Consider the following 16,825-nt stretch of genomic DNA (forward strand, 5'->3'; position numbering starts at 1 on the left):
CACTGAAATACCAGGTAAGGGTCCCAAGGGGCCGGTCCGCACGGACCGGCCCCTTGGCCGTACCTCCGAAGCCGCCCTACGAGCAGGTCTTCCCGTCCTCCGGGACGTTCCCGTCGAGGAAGTACGTGTCCACGGCCGATGTCACACAGGCGTTCCCGCCGTACGCGCCGTGCCCCTCGCCCTTGTTGGTGAGCAGGATGCCCACGCCCTTGCCCAGCTCGTCCGCCATCTTCCGGGCACCCTCGTACGGCGTCGCCGGGTCACCGGTCGTGCCGACGACCAGGACCGGACCGGCGCCCGGAGCGCTCGCCTCCGGGTTGTCGTGCTCACCGTCCACCGGCCACTGCGAGCACCAGCCCGCCGTGTCCCACGCCAGGAACGGACCGAACACCGGGGACAGCTTCCGGAACTCCGGCAGGAGCGCCCTGGCCTCGTCCGCCGTCGGCCGGAGCTTGCTGTCCGCGCAGGAGATGGCGCGCTGCGAGTGGTTCTGGGTGTCGTAGTGCCCCTTCTCGTCGCGGCCGTTGTACGAGTCGGCCAGCTGGAGCAGCATGTTTCCGGTGCCGGTCTTCTCGGCCTCGTCCAGCGCCTGCGTCAGGAACGGCCAGTTGCTCTTGGAGTAGAGCGGCATGACGATGCCGGTGACGGCCAGCGAATCGTTGAGCTCGCGGCCCGAACGGGTCGGCAGCGGCTTCTTGTCGATCCGCTCCAGCAGCCGCGCGATCCGCTGCGTGCCGGTCTTCGGGTCCTGGCCCCGGTCCTTGAGGTAGTTCTCCAGCGCCCGCTGGAAGCCGGTCGCCTGGTTGCGGGCGTGCCCGATCGCGTCCGCGGTCGGGTCGACGACGGCGTCCAGGACGGTGCGTCCGACGTTCGCGGGGAAGAGGTGCGCGTAGGTGCCGCCGAGCTCGGTGCCGTACGACATGCCGAAGTACGTGAGCTTCTTGTCGCCGAGCACCTCACGGATCAGGTCCATGTCCCGGGCGGCGTTCGTCGTACCGACGTACGGCAGGACCGTGCCGGAGCGGCGCTCGCAGCCGGCGCCGAAGTCCGCGCCGTCCTTCAGGAACGCCGCCTCCTCCGCCGTCGTGTCCGGAGTCATGTCCGTCTTGCGGTAGGCGTCCTCCTGCTCCTTGTCGGTGCGGCAGCTCACCCCTTCGCTGCCCGCGACCCCGCGCGGGTCGAAGCCCACCAGGTCGTAGCGGGAGTTGAGGTTGTCGTACGAGCCGGCGGCGCGCGGCAGTATCGAGACCCCCGAACCGCCGGGGCCACCGAAGTTGAACAGCATCGAGCCGAGGCGCCGGCCCGAGTTCCCGGCCTTCTTGCGGATCAGGGCGATCCCGATCGTCTCGCCGTCGGGCTTCGTGTAGTCCAGCGGTACCCGGACCGTCGAACAACGCCACTCGGACCCGGGCGCGCTCTCGCCCGCACGGGCCTCGCAGCGCTTCCAGTCGAGCCGCTGGGAGGTGAGGGTCGCGGGCAGCCGGGGGGTGCCCGGCTGCCCGCCCGGCTCGGTGGACGGCCGGCCGGCCGAGGACGCGGCGTCGCGGTCCGTCCGGTCGTCCGGCTTGTCGTCCGTACCCCCGCCGCAGCCCGCGAGCAGCCCCGTCAGCAGAAGTGCGGCGCCGGCCAGAGCCCCGGCGCGTGCGTGTGCGACCACGTGTGCGTCCTCCCGATGTGCCTGTACTCGCGGTGTACAGATGTGCCTGTACCTACGGCGTACAGAAAGTCCGCCCATGCTAGGGGGTGACCGCCCGGGACACGTGCCCTACTTGCAGACGGTCCCGGCCGCCGGAACCTTGCCGTCCAGCAGGTAGCCGCCCACTTCCTGCTGCACGCAGGCGTTGCCGCTGTTGTACGCGCCGTGCCCCTGGCCCTCGTACGTCATCTCCACGCCGACGTCCTCGCCCAGCGCATCGGCCATCGCCTTCGCGCCCTTGTACGGCGTCGCGGGGTCGCCGGTGTTGCCGACGACGAGGATGGGGGCCGAGCCCGGGGCGCTGACGTCCGGGGTGTCCCAGGCGCCCGCCACCGGCCAGCCGGTGCAGGCCATCAGGGACCAGCCCAGGTAGTCACCGAAGATCTTCGAGGCGGACCGGAACTCGGGGAGCTTGGCCTCGGTCTGGTCCGCGGTGAACCGCTGCTTGGAGTCGGCGCAGTTGATGGCGGTGTTGGCGGCCATCGAGTTGTCGTAGTGGCCGTTGTCGGAACGGCCGTTCAGCGAGTCGGCGAGGGCGAGGAGCAGCGCGCCGTCGCCGCCGTCGGCCTCGTCGAGGCCCTGCTCCAGCAGCGTCCAGGTCTGCTTGGAGTAGAGGGCGGCCGCGATGCCGGTGGTCGCCAGGGTCTGCGTCAGCCGGCGCGAACCGATCCCCGGGATCGGCTGCTTCTCCAGCTTCGCGAGAAGATCGGCGATCCCCTGCTCGACCTCCTGCGCGGAGGCGCCGGGAAGCTTGCATTCGTCGCCGCGGTCGGCACAGTCCTTGGTGAAGTTGTCCAGCGCGAGCTGGAAGCCCTTGGCCTGGCCGAGCGAGGACTGTTCGGAGTCCTGCGTCGGGTCGACCACCGCGTCCAGTACCGACCTGCCGACGTTCTTCGGGAACAAGTGGGCGTAGACGCCGCCCAGTTCGGTGCCGTACGAAATGCCGAAGTAGTACAGCTTCTTGTCGCCGAGCACCTGACGCATCAGATCCATGTCGCGGGCGGCGTCGGTGGTGCCGACGTAGGGGAGCTGCTTGCCGGAGTTCTCCTCGCAGGCCGCCGCGAACGCCTTGGTGTCCTTGACGAAGGTGTTCACCTCCGCGCTGGTGTCCGGGGTGCCGTCGTTCTCGTAGCGTGCGTCGAGCTGTTTGTCGGTCTCGCACTTCACACCGTCGCTGCGGCCCACGCCGCGCGGGTCGAAGCTGACCAGGTCGTAGCGGGCGCGGAGCTTGTCGTAGTCGGCGCCGAAGGCGGGCAGGGTGGCGACACCGGAGGCGCCGGGGCCGCCGAAGTTGAAGATGAGGGAGCCGATCCGCTTGTCCTGGTTCTTGGCCCTGGCCCGGATCAGTTCCAGCCGGATCGTCGCGCCCTCGGGCTTCGCGTAGTCGAGCGGAGCCCTCATGAACGCACACTCCCAGGGGGTGCCGCCGGGCAGCGGGGACGGCGCCTTTCCGCTGCCCTGTGCCGGGGACGGGGCGGGGCACGGCTTCCACGTCAGCTTCTGGGAAGCGAGGTCGCCGGAACTGGTCGCCTCGGCGGCGTTCGCCGCGAGCGGCGAGCTCTGCGGCCCGTCCGGGCCGTCCTTGTTGCCGCTGTCCGAGCAGGCGGTGATGGGCAGGAGCACGGTCACGGCGGCGGCCAGTGCGGCGGCACGCAGGGCAGGGGAGGTCCTCATGGGCCCATGGTGCGGCGGGAACCCGACCGCTGCACGGGACACCGGTCCAAGCGGGTGGCGGACGGCCCCGCCGTCGCCCGACTGGCCTTGCGGGCAGTCCCGTCCGGCGGCTGAGGGGGCGTCAGAGCTCGCCCTTGCGGGTCAGATGGTTGAAGCAGAGCCAGCCGGGAAGCACCGGCAGCCACAGCGTCAGCAGGCGGTACAGCAGCACGGCGGGTGCCGCGACCTCCTTCGGCAGGCCGACCGCGATCAGACCGAGCGTCAGCGCGCCTTCGACCGCTCCCATTCCGCCCGGTGTGGGCGCCGCCGACCCCAGCGCGTTGCCGGCGAGGAAGACCACCGCGATGCTGGCGTAGCTGAGATGGGGCACGTCCGGACCGCTGAACGCCCGGACCGAAGCGTCCAGACACATCACGAACAGGCCGGTCAGCAGCAGCATTCCGCCGATGCCGGTCAGCAGCTTCTGCGGCCGCTGCACCACGTCGAGCATGCGCGGTACGACTCCGGCGAACAGCGACCGCACCCGCGTCACCACGAACTTCCGCAGGAACGGGACCGCCGTCACCACCAGCACCAGCACGGCAACGGTGAGCAGTCCGGCGATCACCGTCCTGGACGGGGTGAGCGAGGACGGCGTCCTCTCGGTACCGGTCAGATAGCCGAAGGCCGCCAGCAGCAGGATGTGGCAGCCGAGGCCGAACAGCTGCGAGGCGCCGACGCTCGCCACGGCGAGCCCCGGACGTACCCCGGCCCGCTGCAGGAAGCGGGTGTTCAGCGCCACACCGCCGACCGCTGCCGGGGCGACGATCTTCACGAAGGAGCCGGCGACCTGGGCCAGTACCGTCTTGCCGAACGACACCCGCTCCGGCACGAAGCCCAGCAGGCTCATCGCCGCCGCCACGTAGCTGAGGGCGGAGAAGGCGACCGCGGCCGCCACCCAGCCCCATTCCGCCTGCTCGATGACGGCTCCGAAGTCGGCCTGGGTGACCTGCGAGATGAGGAAGTACGCGGCGATCGCACCGGCGATGCAGCTGAGCAGGGTGCGGGCCTTGATGCGTTCGAGACGTACCGGCTCGACCGGTGCCTGCGGCCGGATCAGCAGCACCTGCTGCCGCATCTGGGAGAGCAGATCCTCCTCACGGGCCTCGTCCAGGGCGTCGTCCAGGGCGCGCTTCTCGGCCTGCTTCTGGTTGCGGAGCGCCTTGCGGCCGGTCCTGTGGTCGGTCTTGCCGCTGGTCCTGTGGTCGGCGATTGCACCGGTGGCGGCCGTTCCGTCCGGCGCCTCGGACTCCGTTCCGTGTTCGTGCGCCCTGGCTTGCTTGGCCGCGTCCGACGCCTCCAGCACCGCCTCGCGCTCCCGCTGCGAGCGCTCCCGGGCGAGCCGGCGCAGGGTCGCCCGGGTGGAGCGGCTCAGCGCGATCGGCTGGAGCAGCGGCAGACAGTCGGCGACGGCGTCGGGACCGAGCACCTCCAGCGCCCCGGCGACGGCCCGCTCGGCGCCCACCCGCAGACCCGTCGTGGTCAGCAGCTGGGCGACATCCATCCGCAGGACCAGATCGCCGGCCGCGATCTCGCCGCCGCGCAGATCGGTGACGAACACCTTGCCGGAACGATCTACCAGGATGGCGTCGCCGGTGAGCCTGCGGTGCGCGATCCGCCGTGACTGGAGCGCCTTCACCTGACGCCAGGCGCCGTGCAGCAGCTCGTCGGTGATCTCCGAGTCCTCCAGCGCGTCCAGGGAACAGCCGCCGATGTGCTCGTAGACCAGCATCACGGCGTCGGGTCCGAGCTCGGACGTGGCGATCAGCTTGGGCGCGTTGGCCCCGGCGGCGATCGCCGCGTAGGCGAGCAGCGCCTCCTGTTCCAGGGCCTGGCGCAGCGACTGGATGGAGCGGCGCTGGGTGATGCCGCGCAGGGTGAGCCTGCGCCACACCCGGTAGAAGAAGCCCTGGGCCTGCTGCTCGCGGTCGACGACCGTGACGTCGAGCGGTGGCCCGTCCTCCAGGGAGACCAGATAGCGGCGCCCCCGGTCGCTCTGGTCGCCCGAGTCGGGGGCGTCGTCGGCGCGCATCGCGCTGACCGGGCGGAAGCCGACATGGCGCAGACCGGCCATCAGGTGCTGACCGGTCGGCCGTACGTTCGGCGAGCCGACCGCGTACAGCGTGCCGTAGGCGACGGTCCAGCCGATCAGCACGGTGAGGACGATCGAGAACGGGGTCGTGTAGCCGCCCACCAGCATGGCGAACGCGTCGAGCAGCAGCACCACCCACAGCACGACCCGCCAGCGCGGCCGTCTCGCCATGCCGACCGCCGTCATGTAGGCGATCACCGGCGCGAGATAGCCGTGTACGGGATCGGTGAGCGCGTCACCGGGCTGCGGCTGGGTCAGGGCGTCCTGGATGGTGCCGGGGGCGGAATTGGCCACCCAGAGGTCGGCGGCGAGCGTGACGCCGTGTGCCAGCACGGCGGCGAGCACCCCGTCGGCGATCCGCAGACCGTCGCGTTTGATCAGCCGCTCGATGGCGAAGGCGACCGGGACGAGCAGCACCGCGATGCTGGAGACCAGACCGGCGATCTTGATCAGGATGTCGGGAGCCTGGCCGGTGCCCTTGCTGATGTCCTGTTCGAGACCGGTGGTCGTGCCGTGGGCGAACGCGGCGATCGAGAACAGGACGACGATCGCCAGGACCCCGATGAGGAGCCGCATGAGGTCGGAGGGGCGGTGCACCCGGGCGGGGAGCAGCGGTTCGTCGCCCGAGACGCGCTCGGCCTGCTCCTCCGCGGCGGTCGAGAGCGTCGAGCCGGCCAGATGCCCGGGGACTTCTTCGCCGCGCTCGGCACCGGGCTTTCCAGGCTCCCCGGGCTTCCCGGGCTTTTCGGGCTTCCCGGGCTTTCCGGCGGGCGCGTGGGACGCGTCCGGCTGCGGCTCGGCGTCAGGGGCGTCCGCCGCCTTCGGTGGCTGCACGCCCTGCTCCTTCGTCGCCTCTGATTGGTCTTCGTGTTCTCGTATCACCGGTCACCGCCCGCACGATGGTGGCACGGCCCGGCGACGCAGGGGGGCATCAGGGTGCACTGCACGGACATGGGAAGCGCAAGATACGCCGCTTCGCTTCGGCCCGCAGGCTCTGTGACCGGACGCACACGGACCGGGCCGGGATGTCGGTGGCGTACGGCAGGATGGGCCGGATGAGCCAACACCGCACGGGCGGCGACGGGACGAGCGGCGACCCGACGAGCCACGCACTGCCGGAGTACGCGGAGCGGGTCCTCGATGTCGCCGAGCTGATCCCGCCCGGCCGCGTCATGACGTACGGCGATGTCGCCGAGTGGCTGGGCGACGGCGGCCCGCGTCAGGTCGGCCGGGTCATGTCGCTGTACGGGGCCGCGGTGCCGTGGTGGCGCGTGGTGCGCGCGGACGGGGCGCTGCTCCCCGGCCACGAACTGCGGGCGCTGGACCACTACCGCGCGGAGAGCACCCCGCTGCGCGAGGCGTCGCGCGGCGCGGAGGGCCATCTGCCGCGCCTCGACATGAAGCGGGCACGGTGGGACGGCGTCACCGCGGGCAGGGGCGCGGACCGGGACAAGGGCGGAGGTGCTCACAACTGACAGCTTCCGCCATCCGGCGGCACGGCGGGCGGCGCCGGGGCCGTACGACGTACCCGACTTCCGGGAAGAGACCCAGGGCTTACGGGAAGTGATCAAGCGTGCACGGAAAGTGACCCACCAGGTCTGTGGCCTGTGACGCGACGGGATCGTGGCCGCGCGGAGTGACGGAAAGCACGGCCGTGCGCCGGGCCAGACACGCAACGGCGTCCGCGCCCCGGAACGTGACGAGGCACGCAGCGCACCCGTCCCGTATCGCGCCGCCGCTGGCGTAGCTTCGTAAGTTCGCGGCACGCACCGCATCCTCAGCATCAGTACACCCACCAGGACCGGCGATCCACGTGAGCTCCTCCTCCTTCACCCGGCACAGTCCGCACCGTCAGACACGGCAGCGGGCCGCGGGCGCGTACCGACTGGTGCGCACCCCGCCGGGCTCCGTGGACCCTCCTCTCCTGGACGCAGCGCAACGCGCGGTGGTTGATCACCCCGGCGGCCCGCTCCTGGTGCTCGCCGGACCCGGCACCGGCAAGACGACCACCCTCGTCGAGGCGGTCGCCGCATGCATCGCGCGGGGCGGCGACCCGGCCCGCGTCCTGGTGCTCACCTTCAGCCGCCAGGCCGCCGTGGAGCTGCGCGACCGGATGGCCGCCCGCCTCGGCGCCGCCCGCGGCCCGCAGGCCACCACGTTCCACTCCTTCTGTTACGCACTGGTCCGCGCCCACCAGGACGCCGACCTCTTCGCCGAACCGATGCGGCTGCTCTCCGGGCCGGAGCAGGACGTCACCGTCCGCGATTTGCTCGCCGGCCAGCTCGAACTGGAGCGGGACGGCTTTGCGCACATCCGCTGGCCCGACGAGCTGCGGGCCTGCCTGACCACCCGTGGCTTCGCCGACGAGGTACGGGCGGTGCTGGCCCGCAGCCGTGAGCTGGGCCTGGGGCCGGACGCGCTGGCCGCCTTCGCCCGCCGCACCGGCCGGCCGGACTGGGGCGCCGCCGCCGAGTTCCTGGCCGAGTACCTGGACGTGCTGGACGCGCAGGGAGTGCTGGACTACGCGGAGCTGGTGCACCGGGCCGTGCTGCTCGCGGAGCGCCCCGAGGTGTCGGCGCTGCTCGCGGGGCAGTACGACGCGGTGTTCGTGGACGAGTACCAGGACACGGACCCGGCGCAGGTACGGCTGCTGCACGCGCTGGCCGGCAACCGGGGGAGCGCCCCGGGCGCCGGGGGCGGCCGGGACCTGATCGCCTTCGGCGACCCGGACCAGTCGATCTACGCGTTCCGGGGCGCCGATGTGAACGGCATCCTCGACTTCCCGGAGACGTTCCGGCGGGCGGACGGTGCTCCGGCCCCGGTCGGCGTGCTCACCACCTCGCGGCGTTCCGGCGGACAGCTGCTGGCCGCCACCCGGCTGCTCACCCGCCGGATGCCGCTGACCCGGCTGCCCGCGGCGAAGGTTCGCGCCCACCGCGAGCTCGCCGCGGTCCGCGAGGGCGGCAGCGTGGAGGCGTACACCTACCCGACCGCCTCCACCGAGCTGGACAACATCGCCGATCTGCTGCGCCGGGCACATCTGGAGGACGGCGTCCCGTGGAACGAGATGGCGGTGCTCGTACGAGCCGGAGGCCGCACGATCCCCTCGCTGCGCCGCGCCCTGACGTCGGCGGGCGTGCCCCTGGAGGTCGACGGGGACGACCTTCCCCTGCGCCATGAACCGGCGGTGGCCCCGCTCCTGACAGCTCTGCGCGCGGTCGCCACGGCGGCCCTGCGCCGGGGTGCGCCGGGCGCGGAGGAGGCTCCGGAGACGCCGTGCGCGGGGGAGGCTCCGGAGGCGGCGGAAGGTGTGGAAGCGGCGGGCGAGGGCGCGGAGGCGCCCTCCTGGCTGGACACCGAGACCGCCCTGGCCCTTCTCGCCTCCCCCCTCGGCTCCATGGACGCGGCCGACCTGCGCCGCCTCGGCCGCGCCCTGCGCGACGAGGAGCGGGCCGCCGGGAACCGCGTACCGGCACCCTCCGGCGACCTGCTGGCCCGAGCGCTCGCCGAGCCCGAACGGCTCGTCGCGCACGATCCGGCGTACGCCCGCGGTGCCCAGCGCCTCGGCGCGCTCCTGCGCAAGGCGCGCGAGCTGCTCGAAGGCGGCGGCACCGCGGAGGAGGCGCTGTGGGCGCTGTGGTCGGGCACCCCGTGGCCGGGCCGGCTGGAGCGTGCCGCGCTGCGCGGCGGCGCGGGCGGACGCAACGCCGACCGCGACCTCGACGCCGTCTGCGCGCTCTTCGACACCGCGGCCCGCGCCGAGGAACGCACCGGCGGGCGCGGCGCGCTCAACTTCCTGGAGGAGGTCGACGCCCAGGACATCGCCGCCGACACCCTCTCCCGGCGGGCGGTGCGCCCCGACGCCGTACGGCTGATGACCGCGCACCGTTCCAAGGGCCTGGAGTGGCGCCTCGTCGTCGTCGCAGGTGTGCAGGAGGGGCTCTGGCCGGACCTGCGCCGCCGCGGTTCGCTGCTGGAGGCGGACCGGATCGGCCGCGACGGTCTGGCCGAACCGCTCACCCCCGGCGCCCTCCTCGCCGAGGAGCGCCGGCTCTTCTACGTCGCGGCGACCCGTGCCCGCGAACACCTGGTCGTCACCGCGGTGAAGGCGCCCGCCGACGACGGCGACCAGCCGTCCCGCTTCCTCACCGAGCTCGGCGCCGAACCGCGCGATGTCACCGGCCGGCCGCGCCGTCCCCTCGCCGTCGCCGCGCTCGTCGCCGAACTCCGCGCCACCACCGTCGACCCCGAAGCCTCCGACGCCCTGCGCGAGGAGGCCGCCCGCCGCCTCGCCCGCCTCGCCGCGCTCACCGACGACGAGGGCCAGCCGCTCGTCCCCGCGGCCCACCCCTACCGCTGGTGGGGCCTGTACGAACCGACCCGCTCCGCCGTCCCGCTCCGCGACCGGGACCAGCCCGTGACCCTCTCCGGCAGCGCGCTCGACCAGCTCGCCAACACCTGCGCGCTCCAGTGGTTCCTCGGCCGCGAGGTGAAGGCGGACGCCCCGGCGACGGCGGCCCAGGGCTTCGGCAACGTCGTCCACGTACTCGCCGACGAGGTGGCCTCCGGACGTACCCCCGCCGATCTCGCCGTCCTGATGGAGCGGCTGGACTCGGTCTGGGACGGGCTCGTCTTCGACGCCCCCTGGAAGTCCCGGCAGGAGAAGGAACAGGCACGGGCCGCCCTCGAACGCTTCCTGCGCTGGCACGTCATGGACCGCACCGGCCGCACCCCCGCCGCGAGCGAGCACGACTTCGACGTGACGCTGGAGGCGGGGGAGTACGAGGTGCGCATCCGGGGCTCCATGGACCGGGTCGAACAGGACGCCGAGGGCCGGGCGTACGTCGTCGACTTCAAGACCGGCAAGCAGTCCCCGACCAAGGACGAGGTCGCCCGCCACCCCCAGCTCGCCGTGTACCAGCTGGCCGTCCGGGAAGGCGCCGTCGACGAGGTCTTCGACGGCCGCCGTCCCGAGTCCGGCGGCGCCGAACTCGTACAGCTGCGCCAGCCCGCCGCCAAGAAGGAGGGCGGCGATGCCCACCCCAAGGTGCAGGCGCAGGAACCGCTTGCCGGTGAATGGGTCTCCGACCTGCTGGCCACCGCCGCCGGCCGGGTCCTGGACGAGCGCTTCACCCCCACGACCGGCCAGCACTGCACGCACTGCGCCTTCCGGGCCTCGTGCAGCGCACAGCCGGAGGGCCGCCACATCCTGGAGTGAGCGGGGCACCTCCTGGAGCGAGCGGGGCGCCGGGCATCCGGTGGCCCGCACATCGTCGCCGTTCCGGTGGCCCGCACGTCGTCGTCCATGCGTTGTCAGTGCGTCCGGTTAGCCTTTCTGGGGTGTCCTCACGTATCACCGATCCCGAGCAGCTCAAGGAGCTCCTCGGGATCCCGTTCACCCCGGAGCAGACGGCCTGCATCACCGCGCCGCCCGCCCCGCAGGTGATCGTGGCCGGAGCCGGGTCCGGGAAGACCACGGTGATGGCGGCCCGCGTGGTGTGGCTGGTGGGCACCGGCCAGGTCGCCCCGGAGCAGGTCCTCGGGCTCACGTTCACCAACAAGGCGGCCGGTGAGCTCGCCGAGCGCGTCCGCAAGGCCCTGATCGCGGCCGGGGTCACCGATCCGGACGCCATCGACCCGGACAACCCCCCGGGCGAGCCCAGCATCTCCACGTACCACGCGTTCGCCGGCCGGCTCCTCACCGAACACGGGCTGCGCATCGGACTCGAACCCACCACCCGCCTCCTCGCCGACGCCACCCGCTACCAGCTCGCCGCCCGCGTACTGCGCGAGGCCCCCGGCCCCTACCCGGCCCTGACCAGGTCGTTCCCCACCCTCGTCAGCGACCTGCTGGCCCTCGACGCCGAGCTCGCCGAACACCTCGTACGCCCCGAACAGCTCGCCGGGTACGACACGGAGCTGCTCCGTACGCTGGAGACCGCCAAGCTCAGCAACGCCGAGCTGCGCAGGATCCCCGAGACCGCCGAGTCCCGCCGCGAGCTGCTCCAGCTGACCCGGCGCTACCGCGAGGTCAAGAAGAGCCGCGACCTCCTCGACTTCGGCGACCAGATCGCCCTCTCCGCCGAGCTGGCGCTCACCCGCCCCGAGGTCGGCACGATCCTGCGCGACGAATTCCGGGTCGTGCTGCTCGACGAGTACCAGGACACCTCCGTCGCCCAGCGCCTGCTGCTCTCCGCCCTCTTCGGCAGCGGCCCCGAGGGAACGACCGGGCATGCCGTCACCGCCGTCGGCGACCCCTGCCAGGCGATCTACGGCTGGCGCGGCGCCTCCGTCGCCAACCTCGACGACTTCCCGCTCCACTTCCCGCACGCCGACGGCACCCCCGCCACCCGCTACTCCCTCAGCGAGAACCGTCGCAGCGGCGGCCGACTCCTGCACCTCGCCAACGGCCTCGCCGCACCGCTGCGCGCCATGCACGAGGGCGTCGAGGCGCTGCGCCCCGCCCCCGGCGCCGAGCGCGACGGCATCGTCCGCTGCGCGCTGCTCCGTACCCACGCCGAGGAGATCGACTGGCTCGCCGACTCGATCGCCCACCTGGTGCGGACCGGCAAGGCACCCGGCGAGATCGCCGTCCTGTGCCGCACCGCGGGGGACTTCCCGGAGATCCAGGCCGCGCTGGTGGCCCGCGACATCCCGGTCGAGGTCGTCGGCCTGTCCGGGCTGCTCCACCTTCCCGAGGTCGCCGACCTCGTCGCCGTCTGCGAGGTGCTCCAGGACCCGGGCGCCAACGCCTCCCTGGTCAGGTTGCTCACCGGCCCCCGCTGGCGGATCGGCCCCCGCGACCTGGCCCTGCTCGGCCGCCGGGCCCGGCTCCTCGTCCACCGCGCCGCCCATGGCGACGACGAGGACTTCGACCCCGACCGCCGCCTCGCCGAGGCCGTCGAGGGCATCGACCCGGCCGAGGTGATCTCGCTCGCCGACGCGCTGGACACCTTCCTCGAATCGGGCGGCAAGGAGGACGACGGCCTTCCGTTCTCCACCGAGGCCCGCATCCGCTTCGCCCGCCTCGCCGCCGAGCTGCGCGACCTGCGCCGCTCGCTGGCCGACCCGTTGATGGACGTGCTGCACCGGGTCCTCGCCACCACCGGCCTGGAGGTTGAGCTCTCCGCGTCGCCGCAGGCCCTGGCCGCCCGCCGCCGCGAGACCCTCGCCAACTTCCTCGATGTCGCGGCCCGCTTCGCCGCCGTCGACGGCGAGGCCACCCTCCTCGCCTTCCTCGGCTTCCTGCGCACCGCCGTCCAGTACGAGAAGGGCCTGGACAACGCCCTGCCCGGCGGCGAGAACACCGTCAAGGTCCTCACCGCCCACAAGTCCAAGGGCCTGGAGTGGGACGTCGTCGCCGTGCCCGGCCTGGTCACCGGCCAGTTCCCCAGCGGCCAGTCCCGCGACGCCTGGACCGCCCAGTCCAAGGTCCTCCCGCACGCCCTGCGCGGGGACCGGGCGACCCTCCCCGATGTCCACTCCTGGGACGCCAAGGGGCTCAAGGCGTTCAAGGAGGAGATGAAGGAGCACCAGCACACCGAGGAGCTCCGCCTGGGCTACGTCACCTTCACCAGACCCCGCACCCTGCTGCTCGGCTCCGGCCACTGGTGGGGCCCGTCCCAGAAGAAGCCGCGCGGCCCGTCAGACTTCCTGCACGCCTTGTACGAGCACTGCGCGGCCGGACACGGCGAGATCGAGGCCTGGGCCGACGAACCGGCCGAGGACGAGAAGAACCCGGCGCTCGACCGGAAGGCCGCCGACCAGGCGTGGCCGCTTCCCCTCGACGACACCGCGCTGACCCGCCGCAGGGCCGCCGCGGACACGGTGATGGCGCACCTGGAGGCCCTGGCCACGGCAGGGGGCGTGCCGGATGCGTACGAGTCGCTGCCCGAGGCCCCGGAGCCGTACGCCGACGGGTACGACGCCCCTTACGACGCCCCGTTCCCGGACGACGAGGCGTACCCCGACGAGGCCCCGTTCCCCGACGAGGCCGACGACTGGAACGTGCTGGCGACGGAGCCCCCTCCGACCCCCGCCTCCACGCCGCACGTCCCCGCGGCCCGCACTCCCGAACCCCCCGGGGAGCGCCGCCTCACCCCCGAGGAAGCCCGCACCCTCGCCTCCTGGGACCGCGACCTCGACGCCCTCACCGGCGAACTGCGTCGCGCCCGCGCCACCGTGCGCGACGTCCTCGTACCCGCGTCGCTCTCCGCCACCCAGCTGCTGCGCCTGGCCGACGACCCCGACGGCTTCGCCCAGGAGCTGGCCCGGCCCATGCCGCGGCCGCCGCAGCCGGCGGCCCGCCGGGGCACCCGCTTCCACGCCTGGGTGGAGTCCCGCTTCGAGGAGCTGCCGCTGCCCATGCTCGGGCCCGACGAGCTGCCCGGCGGAGACGGGAGCGACGCCGAGATCGCCGACGAGCGCGACCTCGCCGCACTCAAGGAGGCCTTCGAGCGCACCCCGTACGCCCGCCGCACCCCGTACCGCGTCGAGACGCCGTTCCAGATCACCCTGGCCGGCCGGGTCATCCGGGGCCGCATCGACGCGGTGTACCGCACCGGGGACACGTACGAGATCGTCGACTGGAAGACCACCCGCACCAACACCGCCGACCCCCTCCAGCTCGCGGTCTACCGACTGGCCTGGGCGGAACTGCACGATCTGCCGCTCACCGACGTCACCGCCACGTTCCTGTACGTGCGCAGCGGCGAGACCGTCCACCCCACCCGCCTCCCGGGCCGGGCGGAACTGGAACGGATCCTGCTGGACGAGCCACCGCCCACGGTGTAGGGCCCGTACGGCGGATCAGGCCCGGACCCGCCCCCGGCCACCATGGGGCGGGAAGACCCCGCCGGGCGAGGCACTAGGCTCAAGGCCATGAGCGACACCCCGGACAGCGCCGTCCGTACGTACACCGAGCAGCACCGCACAGCCTTCCTGGACGACCTCGCCGCCTGGCTGCGCATCCCGTCCGTTTCCGCTCAGCCGGAGCACGACGGGGACGTACGACGCAGCGCCGAGTGGCTGTCCGCCAAGCTCGAGGAGACCGGCTTCCCGGTCACCGAGATCTGGGAGACGCCCGGAGCCCCCGCGGTCTTCGCCCACTGGCCGTCCGACGACCCGGACGCCCCGACCGTCCTCGTCTACGGGCACCACGACGTACAGCCCGCCGCCCGCGAGGACGGCTGGGACACCGACCCGTTCGAGCCGGTGATCCGCGACGGCCGCATGTACGGCAGGGGCGCCGCCGACGACAAGGGGCAGGTGTTCTTCCACACCCTCGGCGTCCGGGCGCACCTCGCGACCACCGGCCGCACTGCCCCCGCCGTCAACCTCAAGCTCCTGATCGAGGGTGAGGAGGAGTCCGGCTCGCCGAACTTCCGCGCTCTGGTCGAGGAGCGGGCCGCCCGGCTCGCCGCCGACGCGGTGATCGTCTCCGACACCGGCATGTGGGACGAGACGACCCCCACGGTCTGCACCGGCATGCGCGGCCTCGCCGAGTGCGAGATCGAGCTGTACGGCCCCGAGCAGGACATCCACTCCGGTTCGTTCGGCGGCGCGGTCCCCAACCCGGCGACCGCCGTCGCCCGGCTCGTCGCCGCACTGCACGACGCGGACGGCCGGGTCGCGATCCCCGGTTTCTACGACGGTGTGGCCGAACTCACCGACACCGAGCGCGCGCTCTTCGCCGAGCTGCCCTTCGACGAGGCCACCTGGCTGCGCACCGCCAGGTCCCGCGCGGCATCGGGCGAGGCCGGCTACTCCACGCTCGAACGCATCTGGGCCCGCCCCACCGCGGAGGTCAACGGCATCGGCGGCGGCTACCAGGGCGCCGGAAGCAAGACGATCATCCCGTCCTCCGCCCTGGTGAAGATCAGCTTCCGGCTGGTCGCGGGCCAGGACCCCGACCGCATCCAGCAGGTGGTCCGGGCCTGGGCCGAGGCGCAGGTCCCGGCCGGTGTCCGGCACCGGATCACCTTCGCTCCGGCCACCCGCCCCTGCCTGACCCCGCTGGACCACCCCGCCCTGCAGGCCGTGGCCCGCGCCATGGGACGGGCCTTCGGCCAGAAGATCCTCTTCACCCGCGAAGGGGGCTCGGGACCCGCCGCCGACCTCCAGGACGCGCTCGGCGTACCCGTTCTCTTCCTGGGCATCTCCGTACCGTCCGACGGCTGGCACGCCCCCAACGAGAAGGTCGAGCTCGACCTTCTGCTCAAGGGCGTGGAGACAACAGCGCACCTGTGGGGCGAACTGGCCGCCGCACTTCGCTGAATCCTCTGAACACCCGAACCATCCCGGGGGAGTAGGAAGCACCTGTGAGCACCTTCGACAACGCCACCGCAGACCGGCCCATCGGTCTCACCGCGCCCAGCGGCATCGACCGCGCGGCGCACCACCGCCTCGACGAGGCATGGCTGTCCGCCGCGTGGAGCCACCCGACCACCCGCGTGTTCGTCGTCTCCGGCGGCCAGGTGCTGATCGACGACACCGCCGACGGCGGTACGGAGATCGTCATGACCCCGGCCTTCGAGGCCCCGGTCACCGAGACCCACCGCTACTTCCTCGGCACCGACGAGGACGGCGTGAGCTACTTCGCGCTCCAGAAGGACTCCCTGCCCGGCCGCATGGACCAGCCGGCCCGTCCGGCCGGCCTGCGCGAGGCCGGTCTGCTGCTCGGCCCGCGCGACGCGGGCCTGATGGTGCACGCGGTGGCCCTGGAGAACTGGCAGCGCCTGCACCGCTTCTGCTCCCGCTGCGGCGAGCGCACGGTCATCGCGGCGGCCGGCCACATCCGCCGCTGCCCGGCCTGCGGAGCCGAGCACTACCCGCGTACCGACCCCGCGGTGATCATGCTCGTGACGGACGATCAGGACCGCGCCCTGCTGGGCCGCCAGGTGCACTGGCCCGAGGGCCGCTTCTCGACGCTCGCGGGCTTCGTCGAGCCGGGGGAGTCGATCGAGCAGTCCGTGGCGCGCGAGGTGTTCGAGGAGGCGGGGGTCACGGTCGGTGAGGTGGAGTACATCGCCAGCCAGCCCTGGCCGTTCCCGTCGAGTCTGATGCTCGGTTTCATGGCACGGGCCACCTCGGCCGAGATCAATGTGGACGGCGAGGAGATCGAGGAGGCCCGCTGGTTCTCCCGCGAGGACCTGAAGGCCGCCTTCGAATCGGGCGAGATCCTGCCCCCGTTCGGCATCTCGATCGCGGCCCGCCTGATCGAGCTCTGGTACGGCAAGCCGCTGCCGAAGCCGGGCAGCGTCGGCTGACCCCGGACCCGTACGGGAACGCCCCCTCCGGTCGAACACCGGAGGGGGCGTTCCCGT

Annotated in this window: 8 protein-coding genes; 5 read left to right on the forward strand and 3 right to left on the reverse strand. The window is 72.8% G+C overall.

Annotation, left to right across the window (positions count from 1 at the left end; all coding sequences use genetic code 11):
* Positions 1 to 76: 76 nt before the first annotated feature.
* From OG978_RS27025 to OG978_RS27035, 3 genes are all read right to left on the reverse strand, one after another.
* Positions 77 to 1,657: an alpha/beta hydrolase gene (locus OG978_RS27025; RefSeq protein ID WP_326767696.1), complete on the reverse strand. Its 1,581-nt coding sequence runs from the start codon at positions 1,655 to 1,657 to the stop codon at positions 77 to 79.
* A 108-nt stretch (positions 1,658 to 1,765) separates the two neighbouring features.
* Positions 1,766 to 3,370 carry an alpha/beta hydrolase gene (locus OG978_RS27030; protein ID WP_326767697.1) on the reverse strand — a complete coding sequence of 535 codons (1,605 nt, stop codon included), beginning with the start codon at positions 3,368 to 3,370 and terminating at the stop codon, positions 1,766 to 1,768.
* Between the two features lie 121 nt (positions 3,371 to 3,491).
* On the reverse strand, positions 3,492 to 6,335 hold the full coding sequence (locus OG978_RS27035; protein ID WP_326767698.1) for a lysylphosphatidylglycerol synthase transmembrane domain-containing protein: 2,844 nt from the start codon (positions 6,333 to 6,335) through the stop codon (positions 3,492 to 3,494).
* A 221-nt stretch (positions 6,336 to 6,556) separates the two neighbouring features.
* Here OG978_RS27035 and OG978_RS27040 point away from each other — a divergent pair, with 221 nt between their 5' ends.
* The 5 genes from OG978_RS27040 (at position 6,557) to nudC (ending at position 16,768) form a co-directional block, all read left to right on the forward strand.
* Positions 6,557 to 6,976, forward strand: coding sequence for an MGMT family protein (locus tag OG978_RS27040; protein ID WP_326767699.1), 420 nt, complete (start codon positions 6,557 to 6,559; stop codon positions 6,974 to 6,976).
* Positions 6,977 to 7,314: 338 nt separating this feature from the next.
* Positions 7,315 to 10,719 carry an ATP-dependent helicase gene (locus tag OG978_RS27045; protein WP_326767700.1) on the forward strand — a complete coding sequence of 1,135 codons (3,405 nt, stop codon included), beginning with the start codon at positions 7,315 to 7,317 and terminating at the stop codon, positions 10,717 to 10,719.
* A 122-nt stretch (positions 10,720 to 10,841) separates the two neighbouring features.
* Positions 10,842 to 14,294 (forward strand): UvrD-helicase domain-containing protein, encoded by a 3,453-nt coding sequence (locus tag OG978_RS27050; protein ID WP_326767701.1) that lies wholly within the window; start codon positions 10,842 to 10,844, stop codon positions 14,292 to 14,294.
* 87 nt (positions 14,295 to 14,381) lie between these two features.
* On the forward strand, positions 14,382 to 15,776 hold the full coding sequence (locus OG978_RS27055) for a dipeptidase (RefSeq protein ID WP_326767702.1): 1,395 nt from the start codon (positions 14,382 to 14,384) through the stop codon (positions 15,774 to 15,776).
* 44 nt (positions 15,777 to 15,820) lie between these two features.
* Positions 15,821 to 16,768, forward strand: coding sequence for an NAD(+) diphosphatase (gene nudC / locus OG978_RS27060; protein WP_326767703.1), 948 nt, complete (start codon positions 15,821 to 15,823; stop codon positions 16,766 to 16,768).
* Positions 16,769 to 16,825 lie beyond the last annotated feature (57 nt).

The sequence above is a fragment of the Streptomyces sp. NBC_01591 genome (assembly GCF_035918155.1).
GTDB lineage: Bacteria > Actinomycetota > Actinomycetes > Streptomycetales > Streptomycetaceae > Streptomyces.